This window comes from Azospirillum sp. B4, from assembly GCF_000333275.1.
Classification (GTDB): Bacteria; Pseudomonadota; Alphaproteobacteria; order Azospirillales; family Azospirillaceae; genus Nitrospirillum.
Genome location: NZ_BACU01000416.1, coordinates 13,286 through 36,806 on the forward strand (window position 1 = coordinate 13,286; position 23,521 = coordinate 36,806).

Here is a 23,521-nt window from a genome sequence, read left to right on the forward strand (position 1 = left end):
GTTTGGCCAACGTCCGTCATCGATTACCCCATCTGTCGCGGATCCGGTCCTGAACGCCGGCCTCCGCGAAGGTTATGTCATGCATCGCGACCTCGGCGTCGACCGCGGCCTGCAGCCGGGTCTTCAATCCTTGGGTCAGTTGCGATTTCAGCAGCCTCAGCGCCTCCGCCGGCTTGTCGGCCAGTTCCCGTGCCAGGCGCAGCGCGGTTTCGATCACGTCCGCGCGCGGCACCACCGGGTAGGGCAGGCCGCGCTTTTCCAGCGCTCCGCCGTGATAGCTCGACGCCGTCATCAGCATTTCCGATGACAGGGCGGCGCCCAGCTTCTCCGGCAGCAGCAGTGTTGAGCCCATCCCGGGGGTGAAGCCATATTTCATGAAATTCGCGGAATAGAGCGCCTCACGGGCGAACACGACCATGTCGGCGTAGAGCCCGAACACCAGGCCGCCGCCCAACGCGTGGCCCTGCATCGCGCTGATCACGGGCACCGGGCAGTCCAGCAGCAGGCGATAGAAGCCGGCCCCGTCAAAGCGGGTGCGTCGCTCGGCGATGCCGATCAGCTCCTCCACCGTGCCGCCGGCCAGGAAAATGCTGTCAAAGCCATGCAGGACCACCGCGCGGGCGTCCGCATCGGCGGCGATGTCGGCCATCGCCTCGAACAGGCCGCCGACCAAGGCGGGGGTGAAGGTGTTGCGGCCCTCCCGTTCCTCCATGGCGACGACCCAGATGCCGTTGGACTGGCGGGTACACCTCACGGCTTGCGCCATGGCAGCCCTCCTCCTTCGACGAAGCGGCGGATGCCGATCATGGTTGCCGGATCGGCGATGCGCGCGCATATCAGGTCGATCGCCCGCCGCTCGGTTTCGGCATCGATGGGCGCCATTTCCCGGAAATAGGCCTTGGCCGCGGCGATGGCCGCGGGGTCCATGCGATCGACCTTGATCCAGACCCGCCGCAGCGCCTCCTCCACGTCGGCCACCACCTCGTCCACCAGGCCGATGCCACGGGCCTCGGCGGCGTCCACGCGCTGGGCGGTCAGCGTCAGGCGCCAAGCCGCCTGCACGCCGGTGCGCCGCACCAGGAACGGGGCGATGGTGGCCGGCACCAGCCCGAATAGCAGTTCGGTCAGGATGAAGCCGCTGCGCGGGGTCGCGAACACCAGGTCGCAGGCCGCGGCCAAGCCCAGCCCGCCGGCGCTGACGCGGCCGTCAACCCCAGCCACCACCGGCTTGCCCGCTTGCGCGATCCGTGTCAGCAGCCGCCAGAAGGGGACGATGCGTTGCCGGATGCCGTCTGGGGCGGCCACTTCGGTCGCGGCGGCTTCCGTAAAATCCATGCCGTCGCAGAACACACCGTCGCGACCGAGGATCGCCAGCACGCGCAGGCTGTCATCCGTTTCCAGCTGGTCGATGGCTCCGCTCAACGCCGTGACCAACGCGGCGTTGAGCGTATTGCCCGAGGCCGGACGGGACAGCTCGGCCATCAGCAGCGACCCGCGGCGGGACAGGGTTAGGGGGGGCGTCAACTCCATCGGTATTGCCTCTGCCAGCCGGCGACCCGATCCAGGACCAGATAGCCGCGCCCGGCGAACGCCTGCTCGTAGAGGTCGGCCGTGTCGCCCGCGTCGATGACCACGTCGCGCACGCCGGACAGGCTTTGATAGCCATCCAGCAAGGCGTCGTAACGCGCCACCGGGATCCGTACCCGGCCGGCCAGCGCGTCGGCGACGCCGGCTTCCGCCAGCGCGCGCGCGGCACCGGCGGGGGCGATGCCGCTGTAGAATTCCGAACAGCACCCCGAACCATAGGAGAACAGGCCGATCCGCCGCGCCCTCCGATCATCGCCATCGTCGATCGCGCCGGCCAACGCCAGGAACACCGTCCCGGAATAGATATTGCCGACTTCGCGGCAATAGGTCAGCGACGGCGCCGCCCGCCGCTGGAAATCCGCCTCGATCACGTCGGGGGCGGCCGACATCAGCTTGCGCATCAACGTGCGGTGCGCGCCCTTGACCATGCCCCCGAACGGGGTGTGGAAGGCAAGCCGTTCGAAGTGCTGGACGAAGTCAATGGGCCCCACCGACTGGCGGTAGGCGGCGAAGGCCTGTTCGCAGCAGGTGAGATAGCTCAGCAGCGACATATCGGCGTCGCCGGTTTCCATGTCGGCGGTGGGCCTGCAGGAGTCCGCGACCTCGTAGCTATGGATGCCGGAGGCTCCGGGTTCAAGGGCCAGGACATCCGGCCGGCCACCGATCAGCAACGCCACGGCGGCGGAACCCTGGCTCGGCTCCGCGTAGGAATGGCGCACCGGTCGGCCGAGGTCGGTGCAGACGACCAGGGCGCGGGCGCCCTGGCCATCGCTGGCGGCCCAGGCCGCCGCCATGCGCAACGCCGCGGTGCCACCGTAGCAAGCCTGCTTCAGTTCGAACTGCCGACAGCGCGGGTCGAGTTGCAGGTATTTATGGACGTAGGCGCCCATGGATTTCCCCTGGTCGATGCCGGACTCGCTGGCCACGATCAGCAGGCGGATTTCCGCGCGCTCCGCCGCGCTCAGGCCATCGATCAGGGGCTTGGCGGCGTTGACCGCGAAGCTGACCGGGTCCTCGAACGGCAGGACAAGGCTTCTGCGGCGCATCAGCAGGTTTTCGAAGCGGCGCTGGTCCAGGCCGCGTGCGCGCGCCAGCTCACCCACATCCAGATAGGCCCGGCCGGCGTAAACGCCCATGCGCTCGATGCCGATACTCATTCTTTCTCCAGGATCAACGCGGCGTTGAAGCCGCCGAAACCGAACGCCGTCTTCATCGCGCGCCGGGTTGGGCGCCGTACGGCCACCGCCCCGGCATAGGGCAGGGGTCGTACCGGATCGACCAGGCCGATGTTGGGATGGACGAAGCCGTCCCGCATCTGGATCAGGGTCGCGACGGTCTCCACCAGCCCGGCGGCATTGAGCGCGTGGCCGATCAGGCCCTTGGTGGCGTTGACCAGCAGGTTCGGCGCCTCCGCGAACACCGTCGCGATGGCATCGGCCTCGACCCGGTCGCCCAGCGGCGTCGATGTCGCATGCGCGCTGATGAGGTCGATGTCGGCCGGTGTCAATCCGGCGGCGTCGCAGGCCCGGCGCATCACCCTGGTTTCGCCTTCGGGGTTCGGCGCCGGCAGGTGGGTGCCGTCCAGGGTGAGTTCCGCTGCTGCTATATGGGCCAAGCCGACATCCGACCGTTCCAGCAGCAAGGCGGCCGCCGCTTCGCCGGGAATGAACCCGGAGGCGGCGGCGTCGAATGGCCGGCTGGCCGGTCCGTTGCCGATACGGCGCTCATCACCCAGCGCGCCGATCAGATCCAGGCCGGCCCATTCGGCCACACCGAAATCCGTTGGCAAGCCGACGACCAGGCAACGGGAAACACGGCCGGCGGCCAGCATGTCCACGGCCGCGACAAGGGCGGCAAGGCCGCTGGCCGAGGCGGCCCCCACGGTCGCGCCGGCGCCACGGCAGCCAAACACCGCCGACAACACGCCAACGGCGTGGCTGTCGAACATTTCATAGCCGTAGCGCGGCTCCGGGCGGGGGGCGTAGGTAAGCCGGGTCACCATCGCCGCCGTGTAGGCCGGGAACAGGTTGTTGCCGGCGACCACGAGGCCCAACTGTTCGTCCGGTTGCACGGCCTCCCGGCCGGCCATCGCCATCGCCTCCGCCGCGGCGAGCGCGCCCAGCCAGATGCTGCGCCGCCCGCCGCGAAGGGCTCTAAAGTTTCGCTCCACCGCCTGCGGCAGCAGGGCCGCAATCCGCCCCCGCAGCGTGTTCTCATCCAGGTCGGGCGCGATCGCCGCCCAGCGTGGCGCCGCCAGGCTGGGAATTTCACCAGGGTTGAGCCGCCGGATGGCGCTGCCGCCGGCGGCAAGGCCTTCCGCCAGGGCCGGCACGCCGAACCCCAAGCCGGTGACGGCGCCCATGCCGCTGATGCTGATCCGAACGGTCATCCACCCACTCCGCCGTTGGCCACGTGCTGGTGTAGTACATCGATCAGCGCATCGATGGTGGGCAGGCCGGCCAGATCGCGCGGCGCCACATCCACGCCCAGGGCCGTCATGGCGGCCAGGATGACCTCGACCCGGTCGATGGAGTTGGCGCCCAGCTCCGTCATGCTGCGGTCGGCCCGGATTTCCTCGGGCGGCACGTCGGGCAGCCCGCGGCGCACTTCCTCCAGCATCACCCGGGCGACATGGTCGCGTGTCCCCGTGGCTTCCCCGCCTGGGCGCACCGGGTGCGCAAGCACCGCGCGGATCGCGGCGGCCAGGGTCGTGGCATGCGGTTCCAGCACCAGGGAGAAATGGTCGCAATCGATGGAATGCTCCTCCGGGGCGTTGCCCACCAAACCCTCCCAGCCGGCCCGATAATCGCCGTCGGTCAGGAAACCCGGCAGGTCCAGCGGGTTATCCCTCGGCGCCATGCCCTGACTGCAGCGGAACAGCACCGTTCGCACCGGCGGGTCGATCGGTTCGGCCTGATAGGTGCCCAGTGCGCGGCCGATGGCGCGCGCCGCCCTGTCCATGCCGGCGATCAGGCGCGCCGCCTCCTCGCGCGGCATGGGCGGCGGGGCGGACGGCTGAGGGCCGGCGTAGAGATGGTCGAGCACGATGGTCAGCCGCCGCGCATCGTCCACGCCGTCGAGCGCCGTGGGCGGCAGCAACGGCCGGCCCCAGCGTCGCGCCAGCCAATTGCCGGCCAGCCGATGGATGAAACCGTCGCCCAGGCCCGCGTCCATGCCGGCGAGGCTGGCATTGCCCGGGGTGTTGGCGTCGAGCAACAGCAGGCCCGCCGCCGGCCGGCCGCGCGCCGCCAGGATCCGCGCCACCGCGAAGGCGATGGCGCCGCCACCCGAATAGCCACCCAGCCAATAGGGGCCGGCTGGACAGGCGGTCGCCAGCAGATCGGCGTAGATGGCGGCGAAGCCCTCGACAGAGTCCGGCACCGGGCCATCGCCGTGCAGGCCCGGTGCCTCAAAGGCATGGACCGGGATGGTGTCGCCGAGGCGTTGGGCCAGGTCGACGGCCCAGCTCACCTCGCCGGGTGCGCCATGCACCAGGAACAGGGGTGGGGTGGTGCCGGTCGCCCGGATGGTGACCAGTGGCGAGCGCGCCGCCGGCTTCTCTTGGGCGACCGATCCGGTGAGCGCGGCGCTGAGTCCTCCCAGTGTCCGATGCCGCCACAGCAGGGTCACCGGGACCGGCCGGCCGATCACGCCCTCGATCCGGCGCGCGATTTCGAGGCCGCTGACCGAGGTGAGGCCCAGTTCGTCCAGCGGGCGGTCGGGGGCGATCTCCGCCACGTCGAGGCCCAGGACCGCTGCGGTGACGCCCGTCAACCGGGTCAGCAGTTCCGCATCCGGGACCACCGTTGGCGCGCCGCCGGCCTTGGACCGCCTGGAGCGGGATGCGATCAGGTGTGATCGCATCCCGCTCGTAACCTGTTCATGATCGCGTTCCGCTCGAAGGGGCGCGTCATCGATGGTGACCACCACCTTGCCGACATTTTCCCGGTGCGCCAGCCGGCCATAGGCATCCTCGATCCGGGAAAAGGGCAGTACCTGGTCGATCAAGGGCCGCACCGCGCCCGTCGCCATGGCCGCCGCCATGGCCGCCAACCCGGCTTGCGTGTCGGTCGGGGTGGCCAGCATCCGGCCAAGATTGACGGTGATGAGGCTTTGATTGTCGAGGAAGCGTGACAGATCCAGTTTGCCTGCGGACATCAGGCCGGCCAGGGCGATTTCCACATAACGGCCGCCGGGCGCCAGCAGGTCGATGCCCTGTTGCACCGCGTCGCCACCCAGCAGATTGACCACGACGTCGACGCCGCGCCCCCCGGTCATCGCGCGGACCCAGCCGGTGGTGTCCTCCTGACGATAATCCAGCGCCTCGGCGCCCAGGTGGCGGAGCGCGTCGAGCTTGGCCGGGGAGCCGGCGGTGGCCAGCACACGGGCCTTCGCCGCCAAGGCCAACTGGACGACGAACGGGCCGACGCCCCCGCCCGCCGATGTGACCAACACGGTTTCACCCGGCGCCACCCCGGCGCGGTCAAGCGCCTGCCGGGCGGTGAGCCAGCCGACCGGGAATGCCGCCGCCTCGGTCAAGTCATAGCCGTCCGGCAGTCTGACCGCGTGGCTGGCCGGCAGCACCAGCCGGTCGGCCTGCCCGCCGTGGCCGCCGGTCAGCGCCACCACGGGATCGCCGACGGCAAGGCCGGTGACGGCCTCCCCGATCGCGGCCACGTGGCCCGATACCTCAAAGCCGGGCACGAAGGGATAGGGGGGCATGTTCGGATACAGCCCCCGCAGGCTGAGCAGGTCGCCGAAATTGAGGGCGAAAGCGGCCACCGCGATCTCGATCTCACCGGCGCCGGGGGCGGCTAGCGGCAGTTCAGTGATCTCGATGCCGCCATCCAGGTCGGTCGGCCGGGAAATCGATACGGCGCGCCGTGTGGGTCGGTGGTCCGGCGCTTTGGCCGGCCCCCTGTTGACGGGCGACGGCGCGGCAGGTGGGGGAAGGGGGTGGACGGCGACGGGCTGCGGGATGGGGGCCGCCGCCATCTCGATCCAGCAGCGGCGGCGCTCGAATGGGTAGGTCGGCAGCGAGACCGGCCGTGGCGGGGTGGTCCGCCAAAGCCGCGACCACGCGATTGGCGCACCCTGGGTCCAGGCCGTGGCGATGGCCTGGGCCGGGGCGTCGTCGGCCGGTTCGGCGGGGGCGTGGCCGTTCGCTTTGCCGGCCGACCAGGCGCCAGGCCGGTCGGCCAGGAAATCAGCGATGCCGGCCAACAGCTCCGGCAGGCTGTGGGCCACGATGGCGCAGCGGTACGCCATGGCTTCCCGCCCGGCCTGCAGGGTCCAGGCGACGGCGGCGGGGTCCAATTCCGGCCGCGTGGCGATGAATGCGGCCAGACGATCCGCGATGGCGCGCAAGCGTTCCGATGTCCGTGCCGACAGCACCATGACATGGGCAGCGGGGCAGGGGGCGGCAGGGCAGGCGGCCGCCTGCCCTGCCAGGTGAGGCGGTGCCTCCGCCAGGACCAGCATGGCGTTGGCTCCGCCGGCGCCGTAAGACGAGACCGTGGCCGTACGCCGGTGGCCGGTCCGCGCCGGCCACGGTTCACCGCTGGCGAACCGGAATGGCGAGGAGCCGATGTCGATCTCGGCATTGGGGACGGCCGGGGCCGTCATCGGCGCGATGCGGCCGTGTTCAAGCTGAAGCACAAGCTTGGACAGTTGGGCCATGCCCGAGGCCGCTGACAGATGACCGATCGTGCCTTTGAGCGAGCCGATGGGGCGCTTGCCGTCCACGTCCTGAAAGGCGCTGCGCAACGCTGCAAATTCGACCGCGTCACCGATGGGCGACCCGCTCGCCTGCGCCTCGATATAATCGATGTCCGATGCCGTCACGCCGGCGTCGGCCAGGGTGATCCGCGCCAACTCGGCCTCCGCGGAGGGGTTGGGTAGCATGAAGCCGCCGGTTCGCCCGTTGCTGCCGACGCCGCCGCCCAGGATGATGGCCCGGACGCGGTCGCCGTCCCGCTCAGCATCCGACAAGCGCTTCAGCACCACCGCGCCAACGCCCTCACCCTCGACGAAGCCGTCGGCGTCGGCCGCGAACGGACGCCCGTCGCCTGTCGGCGACAGCAGGCCCATCCGGCCCATCGCCACCTGGTTCTGGGGATGAAGGATCAGATGGGCGCCGCCGGCGATGGCCGCGTCGATGCGGCCAGTGCGCAGGTGCTCGCACGCGATCCACACCGCGACCAGCGAGGCGGAGCAAGCCGTGTCGACACCCAGGCTGGGCCCTCGGAAATCCAGCAGGAACGAAAGCCGGTTCGCGATCGACCATAGGGCGCTGCCGGCCAGGCCAAGGCCGCCGTGGGCAAAGTCCAACGTGCCCAGCCGTTGATAGTCCGAGCGCATGGCCCCGGCGAACACGCCAACCCGGCGGTCGGCACCGCCCAATCGGCGCGGCGTCGTGCCGGCGTCCTCGATCGCCGCCCAGGCGACCTCCAGGAACAGTCTCTCCTGCGGGTCCATCGCCGCCGCTTCCGCCGGCGAAATCTGGAAGAACAGCGGATCGAAGGCGGCGACATCATCGATCAGGCCGGCGCGGCCGCCGCCGGCGCCCTGCCAGTCGCCACGCTCCGCCGGGACCTGGACGATCGCCGACCTGCCGGTCGAGAGCGTGTCCCAGAAAGACCAGAGATCAGCCCCACCCGGATAGCGGCCGGACAGGCCAACGATGGCGATTGGCTCGGGGTCACCGGGCTCGCGGCCGCCGGCGTCGGCGGGGAGGTCCGGTGTGGCCGGCTTCGATGCGGCGCTGGCGCGCGCACCTCCGGCATCGCCCAGCAGGGCTGCGATTTCCGCCGGTTTCTCGCGCATCAGAACGGTCGCGAAGCCGTCGATCGACACGCCTTCGAACAGCAGCGGCGTCGCCAGCGGGCCGATGGACTTCTCCAGCTGCGCCCGGATTTCCATCGCCACCAATGAGTCGACGCCATAGCGATCATAGCTTTCCGCAGGGTCGATCTCAGCCGGTGCCAACTTCAGCGTGGTGGCGAAGACGCCGCGCAACCAGTCCGAAACGGCGGACTTGCCTTCCGTCGCTGGCGTGATCGAAGGCTGCGGGGTGGCGCTTGCGGCGACGTCGGGTGCCGCCGACCGCCGTTCGGGCAGCCAGCCATCGCTCACCGCCAGCACCACGGACTGGCCCCCGCCGGGGCCGCCGACGGTCGTGTCGCGGAAGCCGGCCCGCCACGCGGCCCTGCGCCAGCCGTCGCGATCCAACAGCGGCGAATGCGGCAGGCGGATATCGGCATCGGCGAACGCCCACCAGCCGTCGGTCAACCCGAAAGTCAGCGTGGCGAGATCGGACGGTGCCGTCATCTCGTTCAACAGCAACAGGCCGCCGCGTTTCAGCAAGCGTTTGGCGTGGTCCAGGCACGTCCCCAGGTCGCGTCCGGCGTGCAGCACGTTGGACGCGACGACCAGGTCGAAGCTGCCGGCGGCGAAGCCCTGGGCCACCGGATCGGCATCAATGTCCAGCGCCGCGAAAGTCAAGTCGGCGCGCCCCGGGAACAGCTGGCGGCCCAGATCCAGGAAACGCGGAGAGACATCGGTATAGGTGTAGGTGAAGGGCCTGCCGGCCCGGTCGAGGGCCGCGACCAGCCCGACCGTCGCGCCACCGGTGCCGGCGCCGATCTCCAGGACGCGCAGCGGGCCGCCGGCTCCGGTGGCGAACGCCTCCCCGATCCCGGCCATGATGGTGTTGTAGATGTCGGAGGAGGGGTTGTCGCGATACACCGCCTCAACCATATGTGCCGACCCGCCGGGGAACATGACCTCGACATAGGTGCGCCGGCCGCGCATCACATCGGTCAACCCATCCAGACAGGCCTCCAGCAACGTCAGGTGGGCCGACAGCCGCGTCACCGCCGGTCGCTCGGGTGTCTCGGCCGCCGGCGACACCTCAATCTCGACCCGGCCGCCATGGTATTTCAGCGCGCCGGATCGCGCGGCCATGTCCAGCAGCGCTTCGAACAGCCGGCGATAGGCCGGCACCACGCCGGCGCGGCGCGCCAGCGCGTCGACAGTCTCGTGTCCGGGGGCGAGCAGTCCATTGTTCAGCAGGGCCTGGACCAGCCGGCGGCGGGCATAGATCTCGATCGCTTCAACCTCAAGCGCCGCCGTGCGCAGGCTTCCGTCGGGCGGCGCGGCCGGGGCGGCGAGGACACGCCGGGCGACGGTGGCATCGGCGGCGCAGGCCTCCGTCGCCGGGCTGAGCCGTCTTTCCAACGCCGCTTCAAGCTTGGCGCGCCCGGCAGCGGCGAAGCGCATCACCGCCGCCTGGGGCACCTCCGCCCCCAGCAGGCGGCGGAACAGGTCCAGACCTTCGGCCGTGCTCATGGGATCGACGCCGGCGGCGACGGCCCGCTGGCGGTAATCGTCACGCGCGACGATTCCGGTCTCTCCCCAGAATCCCCAGTCGATCACGCAGGTGGGGATGCCGGTGGTCTGCCTCCAAGCCGCGGCCCAGGTGTCGAGGAAGGTGCAGCCGGCGGCGTAGTTGGCTTGGCCCGGATTGCAGGTGAAGGCGTTGCTGGAAGAGAAGATGGCCAGGAAATCAAGGTGGCACCCCTGCAATGCGACGGCCAATGCCGCCGCCACGCGGGATTTCGGCCGCAGTGCCGCCATCAGGGTCGGTTCGTCCATGGTCTCGACGCGGCAGTCGGCCAGCACGATCGCGGCATGGATCACGCCGTGGATCGGCCCCCATTCCGCTTCCACCGCCCGTACCACGGCGGCCAGTTCCTCGGCCGATTGCGCGTCCGCCCGATGATAGCGCGCGGCGCCACCGGCGGCTTCCACCGCGGCGAGGGCCCTGGCGATGTCATCGTCGGCGGCGCGGCGCCCGACCCAGGCGCACCGCGCACCGAAACGGCGGGCGAGATCAAGGCTCAGCGCCCGGCCAATGCCACCGGCCCCACCGATGATCAGATAGGTGCCGGCGCGGCGCAGCCTTTCCTGGGGCGACGCCGGCAGGTCGAGCAGGGCGAAGCGCCGGGTGTAGCGCTGGCCCGCGCGATAGGCGATATCGACATTGTCCGGCGTGCCGGTTTCAGCCAGCAGCAATTCGGCGTGGCGGCGGCTGGTGGCCCGATCCTCGGCCGCCGCGTTCGGCAGATCGACGATGGCCGCCTGCAAGGAGGGATGCTCGCGGGCAAGCGTGCGAACGAAGCCGGACAGGGCGGCATGCCTCGCTTCGATATGGTCGTCGGGGCCGACCGCCTGCACGCCCCGGGTGACCACCCGAAGGGTCCGGGGCCGCCCGGCCGCGATCAGGAAGCGGGCAAGCGCCAGCAGTTGGGCCACGCTGGCCTCTTCGGTCCCGGCCAGGGCCGGCACGTCACCGTCCCAGCCGCAGAACAGGATGGTCCCGGCATCGGCGACGGATTCCGCGAACGGCTGATCGAGACCGGCGGTCCGGGCCTGGCGTCCGTTCGCGGTGGCGATCGCGACGACGTTGCGCGCCCATTCGGCGGCCGCCGGCCCGTGCAGCACCACCAGGGGCTCCACGCTTCTCACGGCGTGCGACGCTGTCGCGGGCGTCCATTCCGGTGCCAGAACGAAAGTGCGCGGGCTGGTGGCGGGGGCGGCGGCGCGCAGTCCGTCGAGGCGGGCGAGGATCGCGCCATCCTCGTCCGCCAACACGACATCGGCGGCAAGCGTCTGGTCGGCGCCGGGCGGATGCAGCGTGACGAACGCCCACACCGCGGTGGCGGTCGCCGGCCCGATCAGAGCCCGGTCCAGGGTCGCTGGCATCATCAGGCCGGCCGCCGCGTCATCGGCAACCGCGAAGGCCGCCAGGGCGTGCAGCGCCGCGTCCAGGTGGCCGACGGCGTCGGCATCCGGCGGGGTGCCCGCGTTGGGGGAGGCGGGACGCAGCCGGACCAGGGCGCGATCGCCGCCGACCTGAGCCGATTCAACCCGCTGGAACGCCGGGCCGTAGGCGATTCCGGCCGCTTGCAGGAAGCGGTAGATCGCGTCAGCCGGCACCCGCCTGGCCAGGCTGGCGGCTAGGGAAGAGGGGGCGAGGCGCTCACCCGAAGGCTGCGCCCGCCGGACGGTCGCCCGAACCAACGGCGAACCGCTGGCGCTGTCCGTCAGGGTGAAGGCGCCCGTTTCGTCCAGCTGGGTGGCCAGCCGCCGCGTCCCGGTCACCTCGACCGGGGCCAGCCATGCCAGGTCCGAGACTTCGGCCCAGGTGTACCCGGCCTGGTGCGCGGCGATCAGCACGGACGCGGCACCAGGCAGCAGCGGCCGGGCATCGACGATATGGCCGGCGATCATTGCGTCATGGCGGTGCAGCGTCAGCGGCATGTGCCGTTTTCCACCGGGCGGCTCCGGAGGTGACGACGGCGATGGGGTTTCGATCCAGAACCGCCGCCGCTCGAACGGATAGCCTGGCAACGATACGACGGCTCCGCGAGGCAGGGCCTTCCAGTCCGGCGCCTCGCCCCGCAGGAACGACTCCGCGGCGGTGTGGAGGCCGGGCACCAGGCCCCTGTCCGCGCCCGGCCGTTCCGAACCCTCGGCCAGCGCCCGCAGCATGGGCAGCAGGCTCTCGCGATCCTTGGCCCACAGCACGTGACGGCATTTGAACGCGGTGCGCCGGCGCGCCAGGGTGTGGGCCAGGTCGCGCATCGACGGCGCGTCGGCATCGGCCAACCCCTCGGCCAGCGCCCCGGCCCAGCGCCGCAGTGCTGTGTCCGACGGCGCGGACAGCGCGATCGGCCATACGTCCAGGTCCTGGTCGGTGGACTGGGGCCGGGCCGGCGGCGGCGCCAGGACGACATGCGCGTTGGTGCCGCTGAAGCCGAACGAGCTGATCGCCGCCAGTGGCTGCGCCACCGGCCAGGGGCCGGGCGCGGTCTGCACGCGGAACGGGGTTTCTTCAAACCGGATATGCGCGTTGGGGCGGGTGAAGAACAGGCTGGGGGGGACGACGCGGTGATGCATCGCCAATGCCGCCTTGATCAATCCGGCCGCGCCGGCCGACGCCAGCGTATGGCCGATGTTGGTCTTGACCGATCCGATGGCGCAGGGGCCCGGCGCCCCCAGTTCGGTAAAGGCCTCGGTAAGGGCTGATATCTCGATCGGATCGCCGAGTTTGGTGCCGGTGCCGTGGGCCTCCACATACCCGATCCGCCGGGCATCGATGTCCGCCGAACGGTAGAGTCCACCGATCAACCGCGCCTGCGACGCGGCGCTGGGCGCGGTGATCGAACTGGTGCGGCCATCCTGGTTCACCGCCGATCCGGCGATAACGCCATAAATGCGGTCGCCATCGGCCATCGCCTGGTCAAGCCGCTTCAGCACGGCGATGCCCACGCCCTCGCCCGTGACGAAGCCGTCCGCCCCGTCGTCGAACGTCTTGCAGCGGCCGTCGGCCGCCAGCATGCCCGACGCGGCGGTCATGAGATGCATCTGCGGGGTGAGCGTCAGCGACACCCCGCCGGCCAGCGCCAGCGTGCACTCACCATCGCGGACGGAGCGGGCGGCATAGTGCAGCGCCACCAGGGCGGATGAGCACGCCGTGTCGAGCGCCAGGCTCGGGCCCTTGAGATTGAGGAAGTAGGCGATGCGGGCCGCCAGGATGGACGCGGTGTTGCCCAGCAGCATCTGGCCGGACAAGCCGGCGCCGTCGCGGGGCAGCAAATGGGAGTAGTCGCCCTGGCCGCCGCCGACGAACACGCCGCAGGCGGAGCCGCTGAGCGCCTCACGCGTCAGCCCCGCGTCTTCCAGCGCATGCCAGGCTTCCTCCAGGAACAGCCGCTGCTGCGGGTCCATGACCTCCGCTTCCTTCGGGGAGATGCCGAAGAACAGCGGATCGAACCGGTCAACGTCGTCGATGAAGCCACCCCACCGCACCGCGGCACGCTGGCGATCGTCCGTCAATATTCCGTCGTGCGTGCCGGCCGCCCAACGCTCCGCCGGAATTTCGGTGATCGAGCAGACCCCGGTCGCGATATTGCGCCAGAAGGATGCCGCGTCCGGCGCGCCGGGAAAGCGGCAGGCCAGGCCGATGATGGCCACGCCGTTGTCCGCGCCGGGGACGGGAGCGACCGCCGCGACGGGGGCGGCTGGCATGGGTTGCGCCGCCGGGCGGGCGGGGGGTTCCCGGTCCATGGGCGCGATGAGGTTATCGGCGAGCGCGCGGACGGTGCCGGCCTCAAGCACGGCTCGCGCCTTCAGGCCACCATGGTGGCTGCGATTGAGGTGGTAGGCGATCTCACCGGCCTGGACCAGATCGACCCCCAAGGTGGCAAGGGAGGCCTGCGGATCGATATCGTCGACGCTGACCGCCAATATGTCCGCGACGACGGCCTGTACGGCGGCGACCGGATCATCTGGAGGCGCGGCCTTGGGTGCGGGAGGGGCCGCTGAAAGGGCTGCCGGCTTGGCGTGGATCACCGCGTCCGGCGCGGACCGCGCGGGCATCGCGACCGGTGCCGCGACTGGTGGGCGGGCGGATGCGGGCGTGTCGCCGCCGCCCAGCAGGGCCGCCAGCGCCTCCAGATTGGCGCAACGCCCCACCGCCTCTGGACTGAGCCGGACACCGGTGGCCACCGCCAGCTGATCCAGCAGGCGCGCGGCCAGATCCGGGCCGATGGAGAAGCCGGCCAGCGGCGCGGCCATATCGATGCTTTCCGGCGCCCGGCCCAACGCCGCCGCGACCAGGGTGCGGATCGTTTCCGACCTGTCGCCGGATGACGCGCGGGCTGAGCCGCCGGTAGCGGTGACCGGCGCGGGTGTCGCGGGGGCGGGCTGAGCCGTGGCCGTCCCCCGGCTGGCGACGAAGGCCGCCAGCGCCGCCAGGGTCGGGTGGTCGTAGAGCCGGGCCGCTTCCAGCCCGACGTCGAACTGGTCGTTGATCGCCTTGACCACCTCCACCGCCAGGATGGAATCAAGCCCCAGGTTGCCGAACCCCACCGTCTCATCCAGGGCCGCCGGTTCGACATAAAGCGCGTCGGCGACGATGCGGCGGACGGCGGTGAGGATCGCCGGGTCGTCGCCAGTGACTGCCGCGCCATTGACTGCCGCGCCAGTTCGGATTTCGGGGAGGGGCGGGACAGGCGAGGGCATGACGACGGCGGCCTGGGGGGCTGGCCGGGGCGTGTCATTGCCGGCAAGAGTGCCGGTGACGAAGCGGGTCACCGCCTCGATCGAGGGATGGTCGTACAGCCGCGCGGCCTCCAGCCGGGTGCCGAAGGCGGCATTGATCTCGCGCACCAGTTCGACCGCGAGAATGGAATCAAGGCCAAGGTCGGCCAGTCCGGTGGACGTATCGATGGCATGGGCATCGACATAGAGCAGCGATGCCACCATCGCGCGGATGCGGTCGAGCGCCTCGTCCGGGTCAATGGACACGGCGGAAAACACCGCTGGCGATACGGCCGGGAAGGAGGACGTGAGCGGGGCGGTGGGGGGGGCCGCAGGGGGGCGCGGCTCCGACGCCGCCGGAGGCTCCGTCACCGTAGCCACCGCCGGCATCGCCGGAGAGGCGGTCGGCGCGGCTTGGACGGGCGCAACCACCGGGGCGGTGGCCCCGCCGGGCCGGCCACGGAACCAGTGCCGTGGTCCCTCGAACGGCATGCCGGGCAGAGCCACCCGGCGGCGGCCGGACAAGCCGAGGAAGGACCAATCGATGGTCACGCCCGCGACCCAGAGTTGCGCGATCCGGCCGAACCGGCCCTCGCCGGCCCATTCGCGGACCAAACGCTCAGTCGCATCGTTCCAGACGGGCGGGGTGCCGTCGCCGGTCACGAAGACCTCGGTCGTGAGGCCACCGCCCGCCAGCATCGCGGCGGCGGCGTCAAGCCGCTGGCCCAAGTCCTGCCCGGGTCGCAACACCAGGGCCGCCCGGAAGGGCAACTGCGCGCGACCGGTCATGAGTGTCCAGGCGAAGTCCACCGGGGCGATCTCACCGGCGCGGGCGGCTTCGGCCAACCGGCGGGCCATGGCCGGTAGCCGGTCGGCGGTGTGGGCCGACCAGACGATCAGCAGCGGGCCCGTCTGGGCGGCGGGGGCCGTCGGCATCCGCGCCTCCTCCAACACGACATGGGCGTAGGCCCCGCCGAAGCCGAAGGAGCTGACACCAGCCCGTCGGGGGGTGCCATCCTCGGCCCGGGGCCAGGCGATCGGCGTATCGGCGATGCGCAACGGGCTGTCGCTCAGCTCGATCAGCGGGTTTCGCGTGGAATAATGGATGGTCGGTGGAATCACCGCATGGCGCAGGGCCTGCACCGCCTTGACCACGCCCGCGATGCCGGCGGCCGGTTCCAGGTGTCCGATATTGGATTTGACGGAGCCGATGGCGCAGCTTTCCGGCGCCCCGCCGCCCAGGCGCCGGAACAGGATCTTCAGCCCCTCGATCTCCACGGGGTCGCCCAGCTGCGTGCCGGTACCGTGCGCTTCGATCATGCCCAGGGTGGCGGCCGGGACGCCGGCATCGGTCAAGGCCATCGCGATGACGTCCGCTTGGGCCTGCGCGTCCGGCGCGGTGATGGTCTGCGCGTGGCCACCATGGCCGACCGCCGATCCACGGATCACCGCCAGCACCGGATCGCCGTCCGCCAGGGCGGCGGCCAGGGGCTTCAGCACGAGGGCGGCGACGCCCTCGCCCTTGACGTAGCCATCGGCACCGGCATCGAATACCCGGCAGCGACCACCGGGCGAGCCGACGCCCAGGCGTTTCACCGTTTCCTCGGCATCGGGGCTCAGCATGAGGCTCACGCCCCCCGCGATGGCCAGCTCCGCCTCACCCTGGCGCAGCGCCCTGACCGCGCGATGCAGCGCCACGAGGCTGCCGGAGCAGGCGGTGTCGACCGCCTCGCTCGGTCCCCGGAAATCATAAAGCCAAGAGATGCGGTTGGGCAGCAGCGACGCGATGTTGCCAAGCGCCATCTGGGGCCGGACGCTCTCGTCGAACGGAACCAGGGCGGCATACTCGTTGACCTGGGAGGCGAAGAAAACGCCGACACGGCGGCCGGCCAGGCCGCTGGGGTCGATGCCGGCGGTCTCAAACGCGTTGCTGGTCGCCTCAAGGGCAAGCCGGTGCTGCGGGTCCATCAACTGGGCGTCGCGCAGGCTGATGCCGAAGAAGCCGTGATCGAAGCGGTCGACATTGTCCAGATAGCCACCGGCGCCGCCGCGCTTGCCGGCAAGCGACACGCGCTCATCCGGCATGGCCGTGACGAGGTCGTGCCCCGCCTCCAGGTGCGCCCAGAACGCGTCGACGTCCGGCGAGCCAGGGAACCGGCCTGCCATGCCGATGATGGCGATGGCCCCGTCACCGGACGCCGCCACGGAGGGGCTTCGCACCGCGGCGACGGCCGGCGCCGGCGTCCCGGGGGGTGCGACGGGGGGGGCCATGGGCGCCGCCATGGGGGCGGGCGCGGGCGGCGAAACGCGCACGCCGCCTTCGGTCGCAAGATAGTCCGCCAACCGGGCGATCGTGCCATAGGCGAAGAACACCGCCGGAGAGACCGCCACCCCCCAACGGTCTGAGATGCGGGATGCGAAATCCTTGAGTGAGATCGAATCAAATCCGAAATCGGCCAGGTTGACGTCAACCGGCAGCCGGTCAGCCGGGAGCTTCATCAGGGCCGCGACCATTTCCACCAAGGCCGGCCGCAGATCGGTGGCAAGCGTCGCCGGCGGGGCCGCGGTCGCCAGGGGCGGGTGTGGCGCGGGGTGTTCGGTCAGCATCGCTTTCGCCTTGTCCAGCCCGGTGGGGAAAATCGCGATCTGGGCCTCGCCGCTGGCGATGGCATCATCCAGCAGATCCAGCGCCTCGTCGGTCGCCAGCGGTCGCAGGCCCGAGGCGGCGCTGAACAGGGCCGCCCCTTCACGGGAGAGCACCTGCCGGCCTTCCGCCCAGAGGGGCCAATCGACGGAGAGTGTCCGGCCCTGCCGCCTGCCGGCCTGCCGTTCCGCCTCGCGCCAGCTGGCGAAGCGGTCGGCGTAGGCGTTGGCCACGGCGTAATCGCATTGGCCGAAATCGCCGAGTTCGGAGGCCAAGGAGGCGAAGCTGACGAACAGGTCGATGGGCCGGGTTCCGATCGCCTCGTCCAGTGCGGCGAGGCCGGCGGCCTTGGGCCGCAACACCGCGCGCATCTGATCCCAGTCCTTGTCGCCGACAACGCCCTGACCGGGGACGCCGGCAAGATGGAACACGGTGGAAAGGGGGCCGAAGCGGGTTTCCGCCTCGGCCAGCACCGTGGCGATGTCGCCGGGTTCCGCGATGTCGGCCTGGCGATAGGCGGCGCAGCCACCGGCGGCCTCGATCGCGGCGATCGTCGCGGCGACCCGGTCATTCGCCGGGGATCGCCCGACCAGCGTGATCCGGGCGGCATGGCGCTGGGCCAGCCGCACCGCGAGGGCGCGGGCCAGCACCCCGCCGCCGCCAGTGACAAGGCAGTGGGCACCCGTTGGCATGACCAGGGGCGACGTCACGGACGCTGGCTCCAGCACCCGCTGCAGCCGTTCACCCCGGTGCAGGCGAAGCTCACGGGGGCCGGCAACGCCCAGCGCCAATTCCTGGACGATCACGGGGGCGGCCTCAGGCACGAGTGCTGGGATCTCCAACGCCCGAACATGGGCGCGACCGCCGATGAAAGCGATGGACCGGCCGAACGCCACCAAGGCGGCATCCCCGGGCGCACCGGTGTGGGCGAGCAGGACGGGGATGGTCGGCCCATTCGCCGCCAGCAGGCCGCGGACGGCATCCAGCAAGGCCTTGCCGGTCTCGGCACCGGCCAGGACCAGGACGGCGTCGGCATCGGAAGCGGGGGCATCGACGATGGTGCCGCCGCCGGCGGCCCGCCACTCTTCCAGCAGGCGGGCGCGCACCGCCGGCGTGCCGCCCGCCACCGCCAGTGTCCCGACCGCACGGGCGGGGGTGCCGTGGGGCAGGGGGCGCCAGCGCGGCGCCATCAGGCAGCTCTCGCCGGTGGGGAGGGGGGGCTTGCCAACGGGGACGGACTTCCCAACCGGGATAGGGGCTTGAGGTTGCGCGACCTCGATCCAGTACGGCGAAAGCTCGAACGGGTAGGTCGGCACGGAAATGCGCCGGCCGCCGGCGCCAATGGCGCTCATGTCTATGGTCTCGCCCGCGCGATACCGGCTGGCCAAGGCCGCCAGGTCCATGCGCGCGGCATCTTCCGCCCGGCTTTCCGACGCGCCGGCCAGCAGGCGGCGCAGCTCGCCGATGCCGTCGGCGACGGCGGCCCAACGCCGCTCGAAGTGCGTGCGTCCCTCGGCCAGGGTGCGGGCAAGATCGTCCGGGCGGGGCTGCGCGGTCTCCAACCATCGGGCGAGGTTGGCGATACGGTGGGCCAGCGCCGTTTCGGTCTTCGCGGACAAGAGAAACAGGTGGGGACCCGGCACCGGGTCTGGTCGGTCCATTGACGGACCCTGTTCGATGACGACATGGCAATTGGTGCCGCTGAAGCCGAATGAACTGACGGCGGCGCGCCGGGGGATGTCCGCGCCGGACGGCCAGCGTTCCAACGCCACCGGAACATGGAACGGCGTTTCGCGGAGATGGAGTTTGGGGTTCTCCTGCCGGAAATGGAGGGACGGATGGATTTCGCCGTCCCGGACGGCCAGCACGGCCTTGATCAGGCCGGCGATGCCCGCGGCGTGGGCGGCATGGCCAATATTGGTCTTGACCGAGCCGAGTGCGGTGACGCCGCGGGGGACCGACCAGTCGGCCCAGGCCCGGGTCAGGCCCTCGACCTCGATGGGATCGCCCAGCGGTGTACCCGTGCCGTGCGCCTCGACATAGGCGATGCCGCGCGGGTCGATGTCGTGACGGCGGTAGGTTTCGCGGATCAGCGCCGCTTGGCTCTGTGGACTGGGCGCCGTGATGCCGTTGGTCCTGCCGTCCTGGTTGACGCCGGTCGCGATGATGACGGCATCGATGTGGTCGCCGTCGGCCATGGCCCGGTCCAGCCGCTTCAACACGACGATGCCGGCCCCCTCGCCCGGCACGAAGCCGTCGGCGCTGGCATCGAACGCGGCGCAGCGGCCGGTGCGCGACAGCATCCCGGCCGTGCCCGCGGCAACGTTGAAGCCCTTGGTGGTGGTGACGAACACGCCGCCGGCCAAGGCCATGTCGCATTCGCCGTCCAGCAGGCTACGGCAGGCCATGTGCACGGAAACCAAGGACGAGGAGCAGGCGGTGTCCACCGCCATCGCCGGGCCCTTGAGATTGAGCATATAGGAAATGCGTGCCGCCAGGATCGAGGCGGCATTGCCCATGAAGGCGAAGGCCTGCGGCTCGATGCCGGCCTGTACCATGCGATGGGTGTAGTCGCCGCCATGGGCGCCGACGAACACGCCGCAGCGCATGCCATCCAGCATCCCCTCGCCGTAGCCGGCATCCTCCAGCGCGTGCCACGCCTCCATCAGGAACACGCGATGCTGCGGATCGGTCAGTTCCGCTTCCTTGCCGGAGATGCGCAAGGCAAGTGGGTCGAAGCCCTCGACATTGGCGACAAAGCCGCCCCAGCGTTCGAACGGGTTGAGGTCACCGTCCGGCTGCGGGTCCGGGCGCCACCGCGACGGCGGCACTTCGCCGACACCCGACCGGCCTTCACGCAGCAGGTTGCGGAACGCCTCCAGGTCGGGCGCGCCGGCGTAACGCGCCGCCATGCCGATCACGGCGATGCGCCGGTCCTGCCCGCCCCCGCCGCCAGGGGTGGGGGCGGGCTCGGGCATCACGGCTGGCGCCGGGGGCTGCCGTTCGGCCAGCAGTGCGGTGAGATGGGCGCCCAGGTCGGCCACGGTCGGGTGGTCGAACACCACGGTCGGCCTGAGGTCGAGAGCCAGCGCCGCGTTGAGCTTTTCCACCAGTCCGACGCCCAGGATCGAATCCAGGCCGTAATCCATGAAGCGTGCCCGCCGGTCGATGTCGGCCGGGGCCATCGTCAGCACCCGGGCGACCGCTTCGATCAGCAGCCGGTCGATGTCGGCCGACCCCGCGGTGGCGGCTGGACGCGGCGCGGGCGCCAATTTCGACGGCGCCGGCATCGGCGCGGTCAGGGCGGCGGCGGCTTGGTCACGGGTCGCCGTCAGGACCGCCTGGATGATCTGGCCGCTGTCGTCGGCCAAGCCGCCGACTGACAATTCCGGGAAGCCGGCGGCGGCGAGGGCCGCCTGCCAACCTTCCGTCGAAAGCAGCGGGGAGCCGGGCAGGCGGTCGTCTTCGAACGCCCACCAGCCGTCGGTCAATCCGAAGGTGAGGGTGGCGAAGTCCTGGACGCGCGTCACCTCGTTCAGCACCAGGGCCGCGCCGGGCGCCATGACGCTGTGCAGGCGCCGCAGCACGCCATCGATCCGGCGCGTGGCGTGCAGCACGTTGGCCGCGATCACGATGTCGAACGGCCCGGCGGCCGCGACTTCCGCCGGCACGGCGGTTTCCAGGTCGAAGACCGCGCAGGTGACGCGCCCGTCCCCGGCGAACGACCGTCGCGCCGCGCTGACAAAGGCGGGGGCCACGTCGGTGAATAGGTATTCCGCCTGTGGCCCCAGCCGGGCCAGCACCGCGCGCGTGGACCCCCCGGTGCCGGCGCCGACCTCCAGCACGCGCACCACCGGACGATCGGCGCACCGGGCCCGCGCCAGGTCCGCGACGCGGTCGGCCAGCAGCGTGTTCAGATGGTCGGCCAGCGGGTTGCCGCGATAGACCGCCTCGACCAGATGGCCGCTGCCGCCGGGGAACAAGACCTCCATGGCGGTGCGCCGGCCGGTCAGGACATCCGGCAGGCCGGCGATCGCGGCCCCCAGCAGGTCCAGGAACGGCTTCGCTTCCGCCTGGGTCGGCTTTGGCGCCGTGCTATCCGGCGGCGACGCGTTGGGTGGCAGCCGAATGAGATCGCCGTCCGCGATCAGCGCGCCGGTCCTGGCCAGAATGTCGATCAGGGCGTCGAACAGCCGCGTGCGGTTCTGGGCGATGCCCAGCTTCCGCTGGGTCCAGGCCCGGGTGAAACTCAGCCGGCCGGCGTCAAACAAGCCCATCCGCCGCATCGCGTCGACCAGGGCGGCACGGCCCCAGGCCTCCGCCGCCGCGAAAACCGTGCCGTGCGCATGCAGCACGGCGGAGTCGATCGCGGCGTCGGCCGCCGGCGTCGCCACAGGCATCGCGGGGCGGAAGCGTCCCCGCTCGAACGGGGTGCCCGGCAGGGGGATGCGGCGGGCACCGGCCCATTGAACGGGCGGCAGGTTGGCCCGCAGGACCGCCCCCGACGCGATCCTGTCCAGGCCGGCCAACGCGTCGGCGATGCTGTCCGCCATGAAGCCAGCACCTTCCGGCAAGGCCGCCCGGCCGGAGGAAAGCGTGAAGGCGAGGTCGTCCAACGCCATGTCCGGCCGTGCGGCGATGGCGGCCCGGATCGCCGCCGCGCGCTGCCGCAGCGCCTCGGCCGTCCGGGCCTGAACCATGATGGGAAACGGTCCCGTCGCCCGTGGGCGCGCGCTTCGCGTGGGCGCTTCCTCCACCACGACATGGGCGTTGGTGCCACTGAAGCCGAAGGAGCTGATGGCGGCACGACGCGGCGCGCCCGGCTTGCGCGGCCAGGCCTCGGTACGGACCGGCACGGTGAACGGGCTGGCGGCCAGGTCGATCCGTGGATTGGGGCCCGAAAAATTGAGGCTCGGCGCGATCGTTTCGAAATGCAGCTGCAGCAGGACCTTGACCAGACTGGCGATTCCGGCCGCCGTCAGCGCATGGCCGATGTTGGTCTTGGCCGATCCGATGCGGCAGAAGCCGGTGTCCCCGGTGAAGGCGCGAAACGCCGCCGTCAGGGCGTCGAGTTCGATGGGGTCGCCAAGGGGCGTGCCGGTCCCGTGGGCCTCCACATAGCCTATGCCGCGCGGGTCGATGCCGTAGCGGCGATAGAGATCCCTCGCCAGCGCCTCTTGCGAGGGGCCGTTCGGGGCCGTGATGCCGTTGGTGCGACCGTCCTGGTTCACGGCGCTGCCGCGGATCACGCCCCAGATATGGTCACCGTCCGCCAGGGCGGCCGCCAGGGGCTTCAGCACGACGGCGGCCGCACTTTCGCCGCAGGCGAAGCCATCGGCCGCCGCGTCGAAGGTGTGACAGGCATCCGAGGGCGACAGCATGCCGCCCTCCGCCATGGCCTGCAGGAAGGCGGGCGTGTTGATGACGCAGACGCCGCCCGCCAGCGCCACGTCGATCTCGCCCCGTTCCAACGCCTTGATCGCGAGGTCCAGCGCCACCAGCGAGGACGAGCAGGCGGTATCGACCGCCAGGCTGGGTCCCTTGAGGTTGAGGAAATAGGAGATGCGCGCCGCGAGGATGGAGGGCACGTTGCCCATGAGCGCCAGCGGGTTGCTGTCCACCCCGGCCGCCTTCAGCGCGTCGGCATAGTCGCCGGCTCCGGCACCGACATAGACGCCGCAGCGCAGGCCTGAGGCCCGGTCGCCGGCAAGGCCGGCTTCCTCCAGCGCCAGCCACGCCTGTTCCAGGAACAGGCGCTGCTGCGGGTCCATCAACGCCGCTTCGGTCGGCGAGATGCGGAAGAAGGCGGCGTCGAACATGTCGGCGTCGGGTATGAAGCCGCCGCGGCGGGCCAATCCGGCGGCCTTGGGATGACGGTGCGCCGGCATGGGGGCGATCGCGGCGCGGCCGGCGCGCAGCATGTCCCAATAGCTCCAGATGTCCGGCGCGTCGGCGAACCGCCCGGCCAAGCCCACGACGGCGATGTCCAGCGGCGTGCCGGTTTCGGATGGGCCGGATCGGGTAGGCCCCGTCTGTCCGCCGCGCAGCAGCAAGGCGGCGTCCGCGGCGGTCAACCGCCCCTCGGCGACCAGCCGGAACACCTCGCGCCGGCGCGTCTGGTCCGGCGCCGGCGAGGCCGGTCCCTGGGGGGAGGCTTTCAGGGCGGGCTCCATCATCATCGCC

Annotated in this window: 5 protein-coding genes; all 5 read right to left on the reverse strand. The window is 71.2% G+C overall.

Going from position 1 to position 23,521, the window contains the following annotated elements:
• Nucleotides 1–16: 16 nt before the first annotated feature.
• The 5 genes from I55_RS18520 to I55_RS36105 are packed head-to-tail and all read right to left on the reverse strand — an operon-like array spanning nt 17 to nt 23,517.
• Nucleotides 17–766: a polyketide synthase gene (locus tag I55_RS18520; RefSeq protein WP_044562061.1), complete on the reverse strand. Its 750-nt coding sequence runs from the start codon at nt 764–766 to the stop codon at nt 17–19.
• Nucleotides 751–1,524 (reverse strand): enoyl-CoA hydratase-related protein, encoded by a 774-nt coding sequence (locus I55_RS18525; protein WP_049974259.1) that lies wholly within the window; start codon nt 1,522–1,524, stop codon nt 751–753. Before I55_RS18525 ends, I55_RS18520 begins: the two co-directional genes overlap by 16 nt.
• Nucleotides 1,521–2,744: a hydroxymethylglutaryl-CoA synthase family protein gene (locus I55_RS18530; RefSeq protein ID WP_044562062.1), complete on the reverse strand. Its 1,224-nt coding sequence runs from the start codon at nt 2,742–2,744 to the stop codon at nt 1,521–1,523. Before I55_RS18530 ends, I55_RS18525 begins: the two co-directional genes overlap by 4 nt.
• Entirely contained in the window at nt 2,741–3,976 is a 1,236-nt protein-coding gene (locus I55_RS18535) for a beta-ketoacyl synthase N-terminal-like domain-containing protein (RefSeq protein ID WP_049974260.1), read from the reverse strand. The genes I55_RS18530 and I55_RS18535 overlap by 4 nt, the downstream gene beginning before the upstream one ends.
• On the reverse strand, nt 3,973–23,517 hold the full coding sequence (locus I55_RS36105; RefSeq protein WP_044562063.1) for an SDR family NAD(P)-dependent oxidoreductase: 19,545 nt from the start codon (nt 23,515–23,517) through the stop codon (nt 3,973–3,975). The genes I55_RS18535 and I55_RS36105 overlap by 4 nt, the downstream gene beginning before the upstream one ends.
• Between the last annotated feature and the right edge of the window lie 4 nt (nt 23,518–23,521).

Bases quoted from the DNA above. Each gene is read 5' to 3' on its own strand.
- I55_RS18520 (WP_044562061.1), bottom strand. From the start codon at position 766: ATGGCGCAAGCCGTGAGGTGTACCCGCCAGTCCAACGGCATCTGGGTC.
- I55_RS18530 (WP_044562062.1), bottom strand. From the start codon at position 2,744: ATGAGTATCGGCATCGAGCGCATGGGCGTTTACGCCGGCCGGGCCTAT.
- I55_RS18535 (WP_049974260.1), bottom strand. From the start codon at position 3,976: ATGACCGTTCGGATCAGCATCAGCGGCATGGGCGCCGTCACCGGCTTG.
- I55_RS36105 (WP_044562063.1), bottom strand. From the start codon at position 23,517: ATGATGATGGAGCCCGCCCTGAAAGCCTCCCCCCAGGGACCGGCCTCG.